Source organism: Bradyrhizobium sp. CIR18 (assembly GCF_014198295.1).
Classification (GTDB): Bacteria; Pseudomonadota; Alphaproteobacteria; order Rhizobiales; family Xanthobacteraceae; genus Bradyrhizobium.
Genome location: NZ_JACIHF010000014.1, coordinates 23,753 through 39,929, shown reverse-complemented (window position 1 = coordinate 39,929; position 16,177 = coordinate 23,753). Strand labels below are relative to the sequence as shown.

The window sequence follows — 16,177 nt, the reverse complement described above, 5'->3', positions numbered from 1 at the left end:
CATGGAGCCCGCAATGAGCGTGCAAACGAGACGGTCTTTGGCTATCATATGCACAATCCGTGCATGATAAGGGCAAACGACGCATGATTTCGGTTGACGCCTTCGACCTCAGGATCCTGGGCGCGCTCCAGGACGATGGCCGCCTCACCAACCAGGAGCTCGCCGACCTCGCGGGGCTTTCGGCCTCACAATGCTCGCGCCGGCGGATGCGGCTGGAGGAGGAGAAGGTGATCGCGGGCTATCACGCCGATCTCTCCAGCGAGGCACTCGGCTTCGGCGTGGTCGCCTTCATCCAGGTGACGCTCGCGACTCACTCGCCGGATAACTCGAAGCGGTTTCGCGCATTGGTTGGCCGTATCGACGAGATTCAGGAGGCCTATTCGCTCACCGGTGACGCCGACTACGTGCTGAAGGCGGTGCTGCGCGATCTCAAAGGGCTCTCCAACCTCGTCAACGACGTCTTGATGCCGCATCAGAGCGTGGCGCATGTACGCTCTTCCATCGTGCTCGACAGGCTGAAGGAGAGCTCGCGATTGCCGCTCAGGGAGATCAAGGCCGGCTGAAATCGAGGGAACTACGTCATTCGCGCTTCCCCCGCGATCTGCGATGATCCCGGCCAATCCGGAGATTCAGCCATGGCCCTCCAGCTTCGACCGAACTGCGAATATTGCGACCGCGACCTGCCGCCCGATGCAATTGATGCGCGGATCTGCTCCTACGAATGCACGTTCTGCGCGGATTGCGTCGAGACGAAACTCTCCAACGTCTGCCCGAACTGCGGCGGCGGTTTTGCGCCGCGCCCGATCAGGCCGACGCAGGAATGGCGGCCGGGCGTCTGCACGAACAAGCAGGTGCCGTCGGACAAGCGGGTGCATTTGAAATACAGCGTCGAGGACGTCGCGGCACATTGCGCGCGGATACGGGACGTGCCGCCGGAGAAGCGGTAGATCTCGTAGGGTGGGCAAAGGCGCGTTAGCGCCGTGCCCACGTCATCGATATGGTGGGCACGCTTCGCTTTGCCCACCCTACGAGACCGGAGCGCGCCGTAATCACTCCGCCGCCAAAATCGTCCCCTCGACCTCGCCGAAGCCGACGCGATAGCCGTTGCCCTGGCACCAGCCGCGCATCACGAGGCTGTCGCCGTCTTCCAGGAAGTAGCGCTTGGCGCCGCCGGGCAATTCAACTGGCTCGGTGCCGTTCCAGCTGATCTCGAGCAAGCTGCCGCGCTGGTTCTTTTCCGGACCGGAGATGGTGCCGGACCCTAAGAGATCGCCGACATTCATGGCGCAGCCGGAGGAGGCATGGTGCATCAGCTGCTGCACCGAGGACCAATACATGTATTTGAAATTGGTGCGGCTGATGCTGGCGGGCGCGTTGGCGCCGGCGGCGCGCAAGGAGACGTCGAGCTCGACATCGTAATTCTGCGGCCTGCCCTGCCTGAGATAATCGAGCGGCACCGGCTGCTGCTCCGGTCCATTCAGGCGGAACGGCTCCAGCGCCTCGCGCGTCACCACCCAGGGGCTGATCGAGGTCGCGAACGCTTTGGCCAGGAACGGACCGAGCGGCACATATTCCCATTGCTGGATATCGCGCGCGCTCCAGTCGTTGAGCAGCACGAAGCCGAAGATCATCTCTTCCGCCTGTTGCTCACTCAGCAGGCCGCCCATCGGCGAGGATTGGCCGATCACGACGCCCATCTCCAGCTCGAAATCGAGCCGCTTGCAGGGCCCGAAGCTCGGCACCTCGACGTTCGGCGGCTTCAGCTGCCCGCGCGGCCGCTTCACCTTGGTGCCTGAAACCACCACAGTCGAGGCGCGGCCGTTATAGGCGATCGGCATATGCAGCCAGTTTGGCTGCAGCGCATTGTCCTTGCCGCGGAACATCACGCCGACATTGGTGGCGTGCTCCTTCGACGAATAGAAGTCGGTATAGCCGGAGACGGCGAACGGCAGATGCAGCCTGGCATCGCGCATCGGCACGAGCGCGCGGCTACGCAGTTCCCCATTGTCACGCAGCTCAGGATGATCGGCCCGCAGAAGCTCACTGATCCGCGCCCGGGTCTTGGCCCAGACCTTTGGCCCCAGCGTCATGAAGGGATTGAGCGAGGGCCCGGAGAACACCCCAAGCGGGCCGACATCGAGCCGGGAATCCTGCTCGAGCTCCCAGAGATCGAGCACGTAATCACCGATCGCGACACCGACCCGCGGCATCGGATTCCCCGCGGTCGAGAACACGCCATAGGGCAGGTTCTGGATCGGGAAGTCGGAGGCGGGATCGATCTCGATGAAGGAGCGGAGGCTGGGGTCGTTGGGATGGGGCATGGGTTTCCCGTTGCGCAGCGGTGACGGTGTCACCCTCCCCTGGAGGGGGAGGGTAAGAGAGACTACGGCTTGTTCGGATCGAACCGCTTCTCGAGCCCCTTCCAGCAATCCGCGTAGTCGTCCTGCAGCGTGGACGCGTTCGCGGCGTGGGCGGTGACGCGCTGCGGGTAGCGGGTCTCGAACATGAAGGCCATCGTCCCCGTCAGCTTCACCGGCTTCAATTCGCCGTTGCTGGCATGCTCGAAGGCGTCGCGATCGGGGCCGTGCGGCAGCATGCAATTGTGCAAGGAGATGCCGCCGGGGACGAAGCCTTGCGGCTTGGCATCGTAGACGCCGTAGATCAGGCCCATGAACTCGCTCATGATGTTCATGTGGTACCAGGGCGGCCGGAAGGTGTTGTCGGCGACCATCCATCGCTCGGGGAAGATCACGAAGTCGATATTCGCGGTGCCCGCCGTCTCCGACGGCGAAGTGAGAACCGTGAAGATCGAGGGATCGGGATGATCGAAGCCGATCGCGCCGACCGGCGAGAAGGTGCGCAGATCGTATTTGTAGGGCGCGTAATTGCCGTGCCAGGCGACGACGTCGATCGGCGAATGCGGCAAGGTCGTCTTGAACAGCGCCCCGCCCCATTTCACGTAGAGCTCGGTCGGCGTGTCCTTGTCCTCGTAATGCGCGACGGGGGTGAGGAAGTCGCGGGCGTTGGCAAGGCAGTTGGCGCCGATCGGCCCGCGCTCCGGCAGCGTGAACGCACCGCCGTAGTTCTCGCAGAGATAGCCGCGCGCCGGCCCGTTCGGAATCTCGACGCGGAACTTGACGCCGCGCGGGATCACGACGATCTCGCCCGGCTCGGCGTCGATGCGGCCGAACTCGGTGACGAGACGAAGATTGCCCTGCTGAAGCACGAACATCAGCTCGCCGTCGGCATTGTAGAAATGCTGGTCCACCATCGACTTGGTGATGAGATAGACGTGCGCGGCCATGCCGGCCTGCGTATTAACATCGCCCGCCGTCGTCATGGTTTGCACGCCCTGCACGAAGCTGACCTCGTCCTTCGGAAGCGGCGTCGGGTCCCAACGCATCTGCGCGATCGGCAGATCGTATTCATGGCATGGCGCCGAACGCCACAGGCCGGCATCGGCCTTCTCGAAGCGTCCGGAATGCTTCACCGAGGGACGGATGCGATAGAGCCATGAGCGCTCATTGGTGCCGCGCGGCGCGGTGAAGGGCGAGCCGGACAATTGCTCGGCGTAGAGCCCGTAGGCGCAGCGCTGCGGCGAGTTGCGCCCGATCGGCAGCGCGCCCGGCAGCGCTTCGGTCTCGAAGCTGTTGCCGAAGCCGGACATGTAGCCCGGCGTCACCTGCGCCGAGCTTCGGATGATCTGATCGGGCGAGGTGTTGATGTTCATCACTATCCTCCTCCTTGCAGGGCTGCCCACATGTCCTGGTCGCGCTTGTCGGTCCAGATCACGGGATCGTCGATCCCCGACGCCTCGTCATAGGCGCGAGACACGTTGAACGGCAGGCAGTGCTCGTAGATGGCGAAGCTGTGGAATTTCGGATCCATGACCTCGCGGGTCGCCGCCATCGATTCCTTCAGCGTGCGACCCTTGGCCACCGAGATTTCGGCAGCGCCATAGAGCGAGGTGACGAAATCGCGGGTCATCGCGATGGCTTCGCGCACCGTGGCCGTGCCCTTGAGCGCGTCGCCACGACCCGGCGCGATCGCCTTGGGATTGAAGTTGCGGATCTCGTTCAGCGTCAGCGGCCATTCGCGAAAATGCGCATCGCCGCAATAGCAGGCCGAGTGATATTCGATGAGATCGCCGGAGAACATCACTTCGGCATCGGGCACCCAGGCGACGATATCGCCGGAGGTGTGGCCGGCCCCGAGTTGCATCAGCCGCACTTCGCGCTTGCCGAGATAGATCGACATCTCGCCTTCGAACGTGAGCGTCGGCCAGGTCAGGCCGGGGATGCTCTGCGCGTCCTGGAACAGCCGCGGGAAGCGGCCGTACTCGGAATCCCAATCCTGCTTGCCGCGCTCCTCGATCAGCCGATAGGTCTCCTGCGAGGCGACGATGCCTTGCGCCTTGTAGGCGGAGGCCCCCAGCACGCGCACGGCGTGATAGTGCGACAGCACGACGTACTTGATCGGCTTGTCGGTCACGGTGCGGACGCGCTCGATCACCTTGTTCGCCATCGCCGGCGTCGCCTGCGCGTCGAATACCAGGCAGCCGTCGTCGCCGACGATCACGGCGGTGTTCGGATCGCCCTCGGCGGTGAAGGCATAGAGATCGGTGCCGATCTCGGAGAAGGTGATTTTCTTTTCCGAGAGGTCACCGGTGGATGCGAAGTTCTTCGCCATCAATTCGTCCTTTGAGTCTTTTGGGCTATTGTTGTTGCTGCTGTTGCTGTTGTTGCTGTTGGCCGTCGATCATGCGGCGCTTGGCAAGCTCGATTGCCTCGCGCAGCACACCGATGTCGCCGATATGGTTGGCAAGGATCAGCACCAGTGCCGCGTCGAAATCGGCGCTCTGCTCCTCGGTGAACCCGCGATGCGCTTCGACGATGGCGCGAAAGGCATCGTCCGGCCGCGCAAAGTTGGAGCTGGTAGACAACGGCATGCGAAACCTCAATTGAGCCCTTGAGCCTGCGACAACGCCGCCGCGATCGCGGCGCGCGTCGGATGGCGGAAGCGCGCGGCGACATAGCCATCGGGCCTCAGCAGATAGGCTGTATCAGGCGCGGCGTCGTAGCGCCTTGCGGCAAGGCCCGAGGGATCGGCAAGTCCGCCCTCGCCACCGATGCGAATATTCTTGATGCCATCGGGCACATCGATCGCCGCGCCATTGTTGAACGAGAGCAGGGTGAAGTCCGTTCCACCCCTGCGGAAGGCGTCCGTCAGATAAGCCTGCTCGGCAATTGGCGCATCGAGCATGGAGCAGCCGGGAGAGGGTCCACCGCCCCACACATCTGCATCCGGCGACGACAACGGAGAGTCGTAGCTGCACGGCACCGACAGCCGTCCGCCATTGACCATGCGCTTGCCGAACTCGGTCTCCTTGGCCAGCGACAGCACCGCCTTGCGCAGCCGCGCTTCCTGATGCGAATTCGGCGCCATGAAATCGGTCGAGCGGGTGGATTCGCGGATGTTCTCGTCGGCCGCCAGGCTGCGCTCGGCATGATAGCTCTCGAGCAGGCTGGCGGGCGAGGTGCCGCGCAGCACGCGGTCGAGCTTCCAGGACAGATTTTCCGCGTCCTCGAGTCCCGAGTTCGCACCGCGGGCACCGAATGGCGAGACCTGATGCGCGGAATCGCCGGCGAAAATCACGCGGCCATGGATGAACCGGTCCATCCGCCGGCACTGGAATTTGTACAGCGAGATCCACTCGAACTCGAACTTGTCGTGGCCGAGCATGCGCGCGATCCGCGGCCGCACGTTCTCCGGCTTCTTCTCGACCACCGGATCGGCGTAGCGATTGAGCTGGAGGTCGATGCGCCAGACATCGTCGGGCTGCCGGTGCAGCAAGGCGGAACGGCCGGCGTGGAACGGCGGATCGAACCAGAACCAGCGTTCGGTCGGGAATTCCGCGGTCATCTTGACGTCGGCGATCAGAAACTGGTCCTCGAACACCTGCCCCGCAAACTCGGCGCCGACCATCTGCCGCAGCGAGGAGCGGGCGCCGTCGCAGGCGATCACATATTGCGCATGCAAACGGTAGGCGCCCTCCGGCGTTTCGATCGTCAATGCGACGGAATCATTGCGCTGCTCCAGCGCCGTCACCTTGTTGCGCCAGCGCAGGTCGATCTCGGGCAGATCGCTGATGCGATCGACCAGATAGGCTTCGGCGTAGTATTGCTGGAGATTGATGAAGGCGGGCCGCTTGTGGCCGTCCTCGGGCAGGAGGTTGAACTGGTAGAGCAGGGACTCTCCGTGGAAGATCCGGCCGACGCTCCACACCACGCCCTTGGCGACCATGCGGTCGCCGACGCCGAGCCGGTCCCAATATTCCAGCGACCGCTTCGAGAAGCAGATCGCGCGCGAGCCCTCGCCGATGCGGTCGGCATCATCCAGAAGGACGACGCGCTGGCCGCGCTGGGCAAGGTCGATCGCGAGCGACAGCCCGACCGGGCCGGCGCCGACAACCACGACCGGATGCTCGGCCGGGCCTTGGCCGGCGCGGTCCTGATCGGCATGGCGGCGATAGCCGAACTGGGCTTTGGCCTGATAGGTCGTGGCCTGCGCCATACTCGAACCTCGGCTCTGGTCAGGAGAGGCCTGATCTGCTAGATAGTCTCACGTGCAACTATTTTGGACCGGAGCCGGCCGGCCGTCAACTGGAATTCGGAGCGCGCGCCTTGGCGAGGACATCCAGCGACATCGCACTGAAGGCACGCGAAGCCGACGAGGCCTCCGTGCGGCCAAAGGCACGGCTCGACCTGTTCAAGTTCGTGCCGTTCCGCCTCAACCGGCTCGCAGCGGAAGTCAGTTCCGCGCTCGCGGTCGAATACCAGGAACGGCATGGTCTCGACATTCCGGCCTGGCGCGTGATCGCCACGCTCGGGTTCCGCAACGATGCGTGTAGCGCGCAGTACATCGCGCAATGCACCCGCACGCACAAATCCACCATCAGTCGCGCGGTGACTGCGCTGCTCAACGAGGACCTGATCGAGCGGGTCGAGAACGAAGCCGACCGCCGCGAATTCCGCCTGCAACTGACGAAGAAGGGCCGCGCGCTCTACGAAGAGCTGTTCCCGCAGTTGCTGCGGCGGGAAGACGAAATCCTCGCCTGCCTCTCCGCGCAGGAGCGCAAGCAGCTCTCGGTGCTGCTCGGCAAAATCGAAGCGAATCTCGATCTGATCCAGACCAGCGAAGAGGCCGACGCGAAAGAGGCGTATTAGGACGCGTACTCATGGAGGCGCAGACGTCGGCATTTGGGAGTCCGGTTGAGAAAGCTTGGTAGGCCCGTGACGGCAGTGGCGAATATAGCGATGCTACTTGTGGCCTTTGCTGCAACTCGTGCATACGCCGCTGACATAGGTCATCGGGCTCCCCCTGGAGTCGCTGCAAACGAGTTTCCCTCACCGCAGCGCCCTGTCGCTCGAATCGTCAGCCCGCGCCGCTCCGCCGAAGAGCGCCGCGACGCCCTCAATGAGGCCGGTCAAATCGCACGCGTTCTTGAACTGAAACCAGGTATGACAGTCGGTGACATTGGAGCAGGCAGTGGTTACCACACGGTCAGGCTCTCGCACCTCGTCGGATCCGCCGGCTCTGTCGTTGCCCAGGACGTCACGCGGGATTACGTCGTCGAACTCGCCAGGCGAACAAAACTTCTGAAGTTGACGAACGTGCAATTCGCGCTCGGCGAACCCCACGACCCGCGTCTGCCCGCTTCCTCGCTGGACGCCGCAATCCTTGCGCACATGTATCACGAGATAGCCCAACCCTATGCCTTCCTCTACAATCTCGCGCCCGCCTTGAAGCAGGGTGCGCGGGTCGGAATTGTCGATCTTGAGCTTCCGACGTCGAAGCATGGCATGCCAATTGCGCTCTTGCGCTGCGAATTAACTGCCGTCGGCTATCGCGAGGTCGCCACATATAAGCTCGCAGGGGACGGAGGATACCTGGCGATATTCTCTCCCCCGGAGCTAGCAGCTCGAAAATCTCCCCGCGATATCGTTGCTTGTGTGGATCCTGCCGGCACTCGTTGAAACCATATCTGACGCCCGTCTCGGAGACCGCACACGTCCGAAGAAAAGGTCAGACCGGAATTGCCGATCGAGACTCAAACCGGGCGCTCTCGATCCGGCTCGGCGAGATCGAAGCGAGTCTCGATCTGATCCAGACCAGCAAAGAGGCCGACGCCAAGCAGGCGTATTAGCCGACGCTGTCATTCCGGGGCGCCGCAAAGCGGCGAACCCGGAATCCAGAGATTGTGGCGCGCGATTCTCAAGTGCGCAACTGCGCACCGTAGTTCGCGCTTCGCGCGCCCCGGAATGACGGCTTCGCCCTCACTTCGCAAACGACCGCGACGGCTGCAGATGCAGCGCCCAGGCGTCGACCTTGTCGCTGGCGCGCGGATAAATTTCCGTCACGATCGGATCATGGCCGGGAATGAACCTGTCAGGATGGCCGGCGAGACGCTCGATCGTCTCCCAACCCACCGCCATGTCGCCGACATTGTAGACGATCGGGAACGGGCTCTTGCGCTGCAGATTGGCGTAGTAATGCGCGGCATCGGATGCCAGCACCACCGGCCCGCGCGCGGTCTCGACCCTGACTACCTGCAGGCCGTCCGAATGGCCGCCGACGCGATGCACGGTGACGCCGGGCGCGACCTCGCCGTCGCCGGAATAAAACGTGACACGCTCGCCATAGACGTGGCGCACCATCTGCGTGACGTGCTCGACCGAGAACGGATGTCGCAGCAGTCCGTTGCACATGCAGCGCCCGGTCGCGTAGGCCATCTCGCGCTCCTGGAGGTGGAAGCGCGCATTCTGGAAGCGATCGAGATTGCCGGCGTGGTCGTAATGCAGATGCGTCACGATGACGTCGCGAATGCTTGACGCCGCGACGCCAAAGCGCTCCAGCGCATCGACCGGATTGAGCGTCAGCTTGCGCGCCCGCGCGCTCGCCTCCTCGGCATTGAAGCCGGTGTCGACCAGGATGTCGCGGCCGTCCCCGCGGATCAGCCAGACGAAATAGTCGAGGTCCTGCGCCGCGCTGTCATGCGGATCGGGCTGAAGGAAGTTCATGCTGGGGGTGCGCGGCGACATCGTCGCATAGCGCAGGGCGTAAATCTCGTAGGCGTTTCCCATGGTTTTTGCTTTTGCTTTGCTTTTTTGAGTGGATCTTCGGCACGATCCTGCGCACCAAGCCATTCTCCGCTGCAAAGGTCAAACGCCGCGCCGCATCACGGCGGCAGGCCATTCAATGTGAGACCAATCACATTTTCGTCGCCATGGAGTCCCTAACGTCCGCCGGTAAGATCGAGCCGGATCACGTCGAGCACAAAGATGACAGCCTGTTTATCCTCCCTGCGGCGCACCCAGGCGTTGCGGTCAATCGTCGCGATAACGCCGAATCTCCAAGCAGTTGACGCCCCCCGTCCCCGGTTTGATAATGCAGGAAGCGTAAGTTAAGGTCGCCGCGGCGCAAGCTGGGAACGGCGCCTTTTTGGCTGGACCGCGCTGATTATGAAAATTCGCTTCTTTTTTCTTCTGCCCTTGCTCGTCTCGCTCGTCCCGACTGCCCCATCGCTTGCGGCCGGTGACCGCTTTGCGCTGGTCATCGGCAACGCCAAATATCCGGATGCGGATGCTCCGCTGAAGGAACCGATCAACGATGCCCGTGACGTCGCCGACGAGCTCAAGCGCGACGGCTTTTCGGTCGAGATCGGCGAGAATCTGACCGGCGACGGCATGCGCCGCGCCTTCGACAAGCTCTACGGCAAGATCAAGCCGGGATCGGTGGCGCTGGTGTTCTTCAGCGGCTTCGGCATCCAGTCGGCGCGCCAGAGCTACATGCTGCCGATCGATGCGCAGATCTGGACCGAATCCGACGTGCGCCGCGACGGTTTCAGCCTCGAGACCGTCCTCGGCGAGCTCAACACCCGCGGCGCCGGCGTCAAGATCGCGCTGGTCGACGCTAGCAGGCGCAATCCGTTCGAGCGCCGGTTCCGCAGCTTCTCGGCCGGCCTGACCCCGGTGATCGCGCCGAACGGAACGCTGGTGATGTATTCGGCGGCGCTGGCCTCGGTGGTCTCCGACGCCGGCGGCGAGCACAGCCTGTTCGTCCAGGAGCTCCTGAAGGAAATCCGGGTCCCCGACCTGATGGCCGAGGAGACGCTGAACCGGACCAAGATGGGCGTCACCCGGGCTTCGCGCGGCGAGCAGGTGCCTTGGATATCCTCTTCATTGGCCGAAGATTTCTCGTTCAGCCCGGGAGCCGGCGGATCGCGTCCGGCACCGTCGACGCCGCCCGCGCCTCCCGCGCCGCCGCCGGTGGTCGCCAACAACCCGCCGCCGTCACCGCCCGCGGCGCCGACACCGCCTCCGCCGCCGAAGCCGGCCGACACCGCGGCGGCACCCGCGCCTGCTTCTCCACCTCCTGCGCCTGCGCCGGCCCCCACGCCGAAGCCGCAGGTCGAGGCCGCCCTGCCCCCGCCGCCACCGCCGGTCAAACCGATTGATCCCGCTCCGGCACCGAGCACCGACAGCGGGCCGAGCGCCGCCGCGCTGGCCGACGATCCCACGATCAAGAGCCTGACCTCCAAGATTGCCGCCAATCCGGACGACGTGAACGCGCTGTACCGGCGCGGCCAGGTCTATGCCAGCAAGGGCGCCTACAACCTCGCCATCAAGGATTTCGACGACACGCTCCGGATCAACACCAAGGATGTCGAGGCGCTGAACAACCGCTGCTGGACCCGCACCGTGGTCGGCGACCTTCAGGGCGCGCTGAAGGATTGCAACGAGGCGTTGCGGCTGCGGCCCAACTTCGTCGACGCGCTGGACAGCCGCGGGCTCGTCAACCTCAAATCGGGCGCGGTCAAGAATGCCATCGCCGATTTCGATGCGGCCCTGAGGATCAACCCGCGCCTGACCTCATCGCTCTACGGACGCGGCCTCGCCAAGCAGCGCAATGGCTCCGCCCAGGAAGGCGCGCTTGATATCGCCAATGCCAAAGCGATGGATCCGAACATCGTTCAGGAGTTCGCAAGCTACGGAGTGCGCTAGGATTTTTTTGAATTGAGGCAGGCGGCGCCTCGAACCCCTGGTGGCCCAGGGAAGACTAACGAACGGATGCCGCAGGCGGCCTTCCCCGGGGGGCTCATTGCAGGAACTTTGGCAGGAATTTTCGAACCGCGCGAGCTCGCTGCGCAGGAGGGACTGGCTATGAAATCGGCTGCAAAGGGACTTACCGCGATTCTGTCCATCATCACTCTTGGCGCTGCGCTGTCGCTGCCGGCCTCGCCGGCCTTCGCCGGCGATGACGGCAACAGCAAGAACGTCACCGAGGACGACATCGTCCGCGCGCTGGCGCCGCCGGCCAAGAAGCCCCTGACCCGCGGCCTCTCGCTCGCCCCCCAGGCCGATCCCGCGCCGAACGCCGCCGAGAGCAAGCTGATCCAGTCGGTGCGCGGCCGCTCGACGCGTTCGCTGTCCTCGACCGAGCGCGAAGAAATCGCATCGGTCGCCAAGGACAAGCCGAACATCGATCTCGAAATCACGTTCGACTACAACTCCGCCAATATCAGCGCCAAGTCGATGCCATCCGTGCAGGCGCTCGGTCGCGCGCTGACCAGTCCCGACCTGAAGGGCTCCACCTTCGTGGTGGCCGGCCACACCGATGCCGCCGGGGGCGAAACCTACAACCAGGACCTGTCGGAACGCCGCGCGGATGCGATCAAGCGCTACCTCGTCGACAAGTACAGCATCTCCGCCACCGACCTCGTCACCGTCGGCTACGGCAAGAGCAAGCTGAAGAATCCGAGCCAGCCGATGGCCGAGGCCAACCGCCGCGTGCAGGTCGTCAACATGGAAAACAAGACCACCGCATCGAAGTGAGCACGACAAAATCCTCTGAAGTGACAAGTCGTGATGTGGTGTAAAGTCTCGCTTCCAGAGCGCGTCCCGCAGCCTTGCGGGACGCCGCTTTGTTTCAGGGAAATGCTCTCGATGGGCCTCGCGCGGATGGCCGTGAGCCAGGCCAGGATGATCCGGCGATGAACCTCTCCGAATATCTCAAACCTGCCGGAACCGTGATGTTCGTCGTCGCGCTCGGCGTCGGCTATTACCTGTTCGAGCATCGCAAGCGCGCCGAGCCGAAGGAGACGCAGAGCGAGGCGCTCGTCATCGTGACGAAGTCGACCAATGCCTGCTTCTCCGACCTTGTACGGGTGACCGGCTTCTTCGTGCCGCGCCGCGAGGCCGTGGTCATCGCCGACCAGGAGGGATCCAAGGTCACCGATCTCTTCGTCACCGAGGGCACCGTCGTTGCCGACAACCAGGAGCTGGCGCGCCTGACGGCGCCGCCGCAGATCCCGGGCCAGCCGCAGAGACCCGGTCCGCAAGGTCCGATCTCGCTGAAATCACCTGCGCCGGGCCTCATCACCGAGGTCCGCACCATCGTCGGCGCGCCCGCTTCCCCGCAGGCCGGCCCGATGTTCCGCATCGCCGTCAACAACGAGATCGAGCTCGATGCTCAGGTTCCGGCGGTGCACATGCCCAAGCTCAACTCCGGCGCCACCGTGCGCATCAGCCGCGATGACGCGCCCGATCTGATCGGCCGGGTCCGGCTGGTTGCGCCCGAGATCGACCGCGCCACGCAGCTCGGCCGCGTCCGCATCAGCGTCACCAACAATCCGTCGCTGAAGGTCGGCGTGTTCGCCCGCGCCTCGATCGACGCCAAGCGAAGCTGCGGCGTCTCGATCCCCAAGACCGCGATCGACCATCTCACCATTCAGGTCGTCAAGGGCAACATCATCGAGACGCGCAAGGTGCGGGTCGGGCTCTCGTCCGACAACGCGACGGAAATTCTGGAGGGCCTCGACGTCGGCGAAATCGTCGTGGCCGACGCCGGCTCTTCGCTCCATGACGGCGACCAGATCAAGACCATGTTCGCCGATGAACTCGATCGCACGCGGGTACGCTGATGGCTCTCAATATCTCGGCTTGGTCGATCCGGAATCCGCTGCCGTCGGTCGTCTTCTCGATCATTCTTCTGATCCTCGGCTGGGTGTCTTTCACCAAGCTCGCGGTGACGCGGCTGCCTTCGGCCGACATTCCCGTGATCTCGGTCGTGGTGTCGCAGTTCGGCGCGGCGCCCGCCGAGCTCGAATCGCAGGTGACCAAGACGGTCGAAGACGCCGTCTCCGGCGTCGAGGGCGTGCGGCACATCACCTCACAGATCACAGACGGTGTGTCGGTCACCACCATCCAGTTCGCGCTGGAGACCAACACCGACCGCGCGCTCAACGACGTCAAGGACGCGGTGACGCGTGTGCGCTCGAACCTGCCACAGAATGTCACCGAGCCGCTGATCCAGCGCGTCGACGTCATCGGCCTGCCGATCGTCACCTATGCCGCGATCTCGCCCGGCAAGACGCCGGAGCAGCTGTCCTACTTCGTCGACGACGTGGTCAAGCGCGCACTGCAAGGCGTGCGCGGCGTCGCCCAGGTCGAGCGCATCGGCGGTGTCGAGCGCGAGATCCTGGTCTCGCTCGACCCCGACCGCCTGCAGGCGATGGGGCTGACCGCGGTCAATGTCAGCCAGAGCCTGCGCGGCACCAATGTCGACGTCGCCGGCGGCCGCGCCGAGATCGGCAAGAACGACCAGGCCATCCGCACGCTCGCCGGCGCCAAGACGCTGAGCGACCTTGCCGGCACCATGATCCCGCTGTTCGGCGGCGGCGAGGTCCGGCTCGACGATCTCGGTACCGTCACTGACACCATCGCCGACCGCCGCACCTTCGCCCGCTTCAACGGCGAGCCGATCGTCGCGCTCGGCATCAAGCGCTCCAAGGGCGCCAGCGACGTCAAGGTGGCCGAGGCCGTGCAGAAGCGCATCGACGTGCTCAAGGCCGCCTATCCCGACGTCGACCTGAAGGTGATCGACACCTCGGTCGAATATACCAACGGCAATTACCACGCGGCGATCTCGACCCTGTTCGAAGGCGCCATCCTCGCCGTCGTCATCGTGCTCTTGTTCCTGCGCGACCTGCGCGCCACCATCATCGCCGCGATCTCGCTGCCCTTGTCGATCTTCCCGGCCTTCTGGGCGATGGACCTGCTCGGCTTCTCGCTGAACCTCGTCAGCTTCCTCGCCATCACGCTGTCGACGGGTATTCTGGTCGACGACGCCATCGTCGAGATCGAGAACATCGTCAGGCACATGAACATGGGCAAGTCGCCCTATCGTGCCGCCCTGGAAGCCGCCGACGAGATCGGCCTCGCGGTGATCGCGATCTCGCTCACCATCATCGCGATCTTCGCACCGGCGAGCTTCATGTCGGGCATCGCCGGACAGTTCTTCAAGCAGTTCGGCATCACCGTCTCGGTGCAGGTGTTCTTCTCGCTGCTCGCCGCGCGCTTCGTCACGCCGGTGCTCGCCGCCTACTTCCTCAAGCCCGGCACTCACGAAGAACCGCCGCCCGGCCGCGTGCTGCGGGCCTATCATCGGATCGTGGCCTGGTCGGTAAAACACTATTTCATCACGGTGCTGGTCGGCTTCGGCATCTTCGCCGCCTCGATCTGGAGCATTACGCTGTTGCCGCAGGGTTTTCTGCCGGCGCAGGACAGTTCGCGCTCACTGCTGGCCCTCGAGCTTCCGCCGGGCACCCAGCTTGCCTATACCGAAAAGGTCACCGAGGACATCGTCGCGCGGCTGCGCAAGCGGCCCGAGGTGAAGAGCATCTTCGTCGACGGCGGGCGCGTCCCGCCGGGCACCCAGGAAGTCCGGCGCGCCGCACTGATCATCAACTACACGCCCAAGGATGCCCGCGACATCACCCAGCGCGAGCTCGAATTCTCGATCAGCCAGGAGCTGGAGAACATTCCAGACATCCGCTTCTGGTTCCTCGACGAGAACGGTCTGCGCGCCATCTCGCTGGTCGTGACCGGTGTCGACGCCAACATCGTCAACAATTTCGCGAGCGAGCTCGCGACGCAGATGAAGCGGATTCCGACCATCTCCAACGTGATCTCGGAAACCACGCTGGAGCGGCCCGAGCTGCGCGTCGAACCGCGCGCCGATCTCGCGGCGCGGCTCGGCGTCTCGACCGAAAGCCTGTCGCAGACCATCCGCGTCGCCACCATCGGCGACGTCGGACCCGCGCTCGCCAAGTTCGACGTCGGCGACCGTCTGGTGCCGATCCGCGTGCAGCTCGAGGATGCCGCGCGCGGCAATCTGAAGACGCTGGAACAGTTGCGCGTGCCACTCGGCGAGCACGGCGAGAAGGGCGGCGTGCCGCTCTCGGTCATCGCCGACGTCAAGCTCGACCAGGGCCCGACCAGCATCAACCGCTACGATCGCGAGCGGCAGGCGACGGTCGCCGCCGACCTCGTCGGCTCCGCCGCACTCGGCGACGCCACCAAGAAGATCTACGATCTGCCGGTGATGAAGAGCCGGCCGAAGGGCGTGAAGGTCTCTCCCTCCGGCGACGCCGAAAGCCTCAACGAACTGTCCGACGGCTTCGCCACCGCGATCACGGCGGGCCTGATGATGGTCTACGCCGTGCTGGTGCTGCTGTTCGGCACCTTCCTGCAGCCGATCACCATCCTGTTCTCGCTGCCGCTATCGATCGGCGGCGCCATCGCGGCCCTGCTCCTCACCGGCAAGCAGCTGACCACGCCGGTGTGGATCGGCATTCTGATGCTGATGGGCATCGTCACCAAGAACGCGATCATGCTGGTGGAATTCGCGATCGAAGCCATTCACGCCGGCAAGCCGCGCGAAGAGGCGATGATCGACGCCGGCATGAAGCGCGCCCGGCCGATCGTGATGACCACGATCGCGATGGCCGCGGGCATGATGCCGAGCGCGCTCGCGGTCGGCGCCGGCGGCGAGTTCCGCTCGCCGATGGCGCTCGCGGTGATCGGCGGCCTGATCTTCTCCACCATCCTGTCGCTGGTGTTCGTGCCCGCGATGTTCATGGTGATGGACGATTTTGGCGCCCTGATCTGGCGCTTCGCCAAGCGGCTGATCGTGCACAGCGAGGACGCCGAGACGGACAGTCATCACGGCGCGGCGCCGGCATCGAAAGACGTTGCCCACCGTGCTGCGGAGTAAGATTTCGGGCGAGTGGCCGGAGGGGCGCGTTAACGCAGGGCGCCTTCAAGGCGCTATGTTA

At 64.4% G+C, this 16,177-nt stretch carries 15 protein-coding genes and 1 pseudogene; 10 read left to right on the top strand and 6 right to left on the bottom strand.

Translation table 11 applies throughout. From position 1 onward, the window contains the following. Window positions 1–83 precede the first annotated feature (83 nt). Window positions 84–563 (top strand): Lrp/AsnC family transcriptional regulator, encoded by a 480-nt coding sequence (locus GGD65_RS31380; RefSeq protein ID WP_026202578.1) that lies wholly within the window; start codon window positions 84–86, stop codon window positions 561–563. A gap of 72 nt (window positions 564–635) precedes the next feature. Further along, entirely contained in the window at window positions 636–947 is a 312-nt protein-coding gene (locus GGD65_RS31375; protein WP_183237794.1) for a DUF1272 domain-containing protein, read from the top strand. 102 nt (window positions 948–1,049) lie between these two features. Here the strand turns inward: GGD65_RS31375 and fahA are convergent, their stop codons facing one another. The 5 genes from fahA to GGD65_RS31350 form a co-directional block, all read right to left on the bottom strand. After that, window positions 1,050–2,321 carry a fumarylacetoacetase gene (fahA, locus tag GGD65_RS31370; RefSeq protein ID WP_183237793.1) on the bottom strand — a complete coding sequence of 424 codons (1,272 nt, stop codon included), beginning with the start codon at window positions 2,319–2,321 and terminating at the stop codon, window positions 1,050–1,052. A gap of 62 nt (window positions 2,322–2,383) precedes the next feature. Continuing rightward, on the bottom strand, window positions 2,384–3,730 hold the full coding sequence (hmgA, locus tag GGD65_RS31365) for a homogentisate 1,2-dioxygenase (RefSeq protein ID WP_183237792.1): 1,347 nt from the start codon (window positions 3,728–3,730) through the stop codon (window positions 2,384–2,386). Between the two features lie 2 nt (window positions 3,731–3,732). Further along, a complete protein-coding gene (locus tag GGD65_RS31360; RefSeq protein WP_183237791.1) occupies window positions 3,733–4,689 on the bottom strand; it encodes an MBL fold metallo-hydrolase in 957 nt (318 codons plus the stop codon). A gap of 25 nt (window positions 4,690–4,714) precedes the next feature. Beyond that, the gene (locus GGD65_RS31355) at window positions 4,715–4,948 is read right to left on the bottom strand and encodes a DUF2783 domain-containing protein (protein ID WP_183237879.1); all 234 of its coding nucleotides are present in this window, start codon (window positions 4,946–4,948) and stop codon (window positions 4,715–4,717) included. Between the two features lie 8 nt (window positions 4,949–4,956). Beyond that, window positions 4,957–6,573, bottom strand: a complete 1,617-nt coding sequence (locus GGD65_RS31350) for an FAD-dependent oxidoreductase (RefSeq protein WP_183237790.1) — start codon at window positions 6,571–6,573, stop codon at window positions 4,957–4,959. 110 nt (window positions 6,574–6,683) lie between these two features. On the opposite strand from GGD65_RS31350, the gene GGD65_RS31345 reads away from it, so the two are divergent. The 3 genes and pseudogenes from GGD65_RS31345 to GGD65_RS41030 all read left to right on the top strand — a co-directional run. Next, the gene (locus GGD65_RS31345; RefSeq protein WP_018321574.1) at window positions 6,684–7,226 is read left to right on the top strand and encodes a MarR family winged helix-turn-helix transcriptional regulator; all 543 of its coding nucleotides are present in this window, start codon (window positions 6,684–6,686) and stop codon (window positions 7,224–7,226) included. Window positions 7,227–7,316: 90 nt separating this feature from the next. Beyond that, window positions 7,317–8,036 carry a class I SAM-dependent methyltransferase gene (locus GGD65_RS31340; protein WP_183237789.1) on the top strand — a complete coding sequence of 240 codons (720 nt, stop codon included), beginning with the start codon at window positions 7,317–7,319 and terminating at the stop codon, window positions 8,034–8,036. A gap of 98 nt (window positions 8,037–8,134) precedes the next feature. Continuing rightward, a pseudogene (locus GGD65_RS41030) lies at window positions 8,135–8,206 on the top strand (MarR family transcriptional regulator); the annotation flags it as partial. Window positions 8,207–8,336: 130 nt separating this feature from the next. On the opposite strand, the gene GGD65_RS31335 reads toward GGD65_RS41030, so the two are convergent. Then, the gene (locus tag GGD65_RS31335) at window positions 8,337–9,143 is read right to left on the bottom strand and encodes an N-acyl homoserine lactonase family protein (protein ID WP_183237788.1); all 807 of its coding nucleotides are present in this window, start codon (window positions 9,141–9,143) and stop codon (window positions 8,337–8,339) included. 11 nt (window positions 9,144–9,154) lie between these two features. On the opposite strand from GGD65_RS31335, the gene GGD65_RS31330 reads away from it, so the two are divergent. The 5 genes from GGD65_RS31330 to GGD65_RS31310 all read left to right on the top strand — a co-directional run bounded on the left by GGD65_RS31330 (window position 9,155) and on the right by GGD65_RS31310 (window position 16,116). Further along, the gene (locus GGD65_RS31330; protein WP_183237787.1) at window positions 9,155–9,424 is read left to right on the top strand and encodes a hypothetical protein; all 270 of its coding nucleotides are present in this window, start codon (window positions 9,155–9,157) and stop codon (window positions 9,422–9,424) included. A 97-nt stretch (window positions 9,425–9,521) separates the two neighbouring features. Then, complete coding sequence (locus GGD65_RS31325) at window positions 9,522–11,063, top strand: caspase family protein (RefSeq protein WP_179739717.1); 1,542 nt, start codon at window positions 9,522–9,524, stop codon at window positions 11,061–11,063. 159 nt (window positions 11,064–11,222) lie between these two features. After that, window positions 11,223–11,894 carry an OmpA family protein gene (locus GGD65_RS31320; RefSeq protein WP_183237786.1) on the top strand — a complete coding sequence of 224 codons (672 nt, stop codon included), beginning with the start codon at window positions 11,223–11,225 and terminating at the stop codon, window positions 11,892–11,894. A gap of 158 nt (window positions 11,895–12,052) precedes the next feature. Beyond that, window positions 12,053–12,982 carry an efflux RND transporter periplasmic adaptor subunit gene (locus GGD65_RS31315; protein WP_018321581.1) on the top strand — a complete coding sequence of 310 codons (930 nt, stop codon included), beginning with the start codon at window positions 12,053–12,055 and terminating at the stop codon, window positions 12,980–12,982. Further along, on the top strand, window positions 12,982–16,116 hold the full coding sequence (locus GGD65_RS31310) for an efflux RND transporter permease subunit (protein ID WP_092261379.1): 3,135 nt from the start codon (window positions 12,982–12,984) through the stop codon (window positions 16,114–16,116). Before GGD65_RS31315 ends, GGD65_RS31310 begins: the two co-directional genes overlap by 1 nt. The last annotated feature ends 61 nt before the right edge of the window (window positions 16,117–16,177 follow it).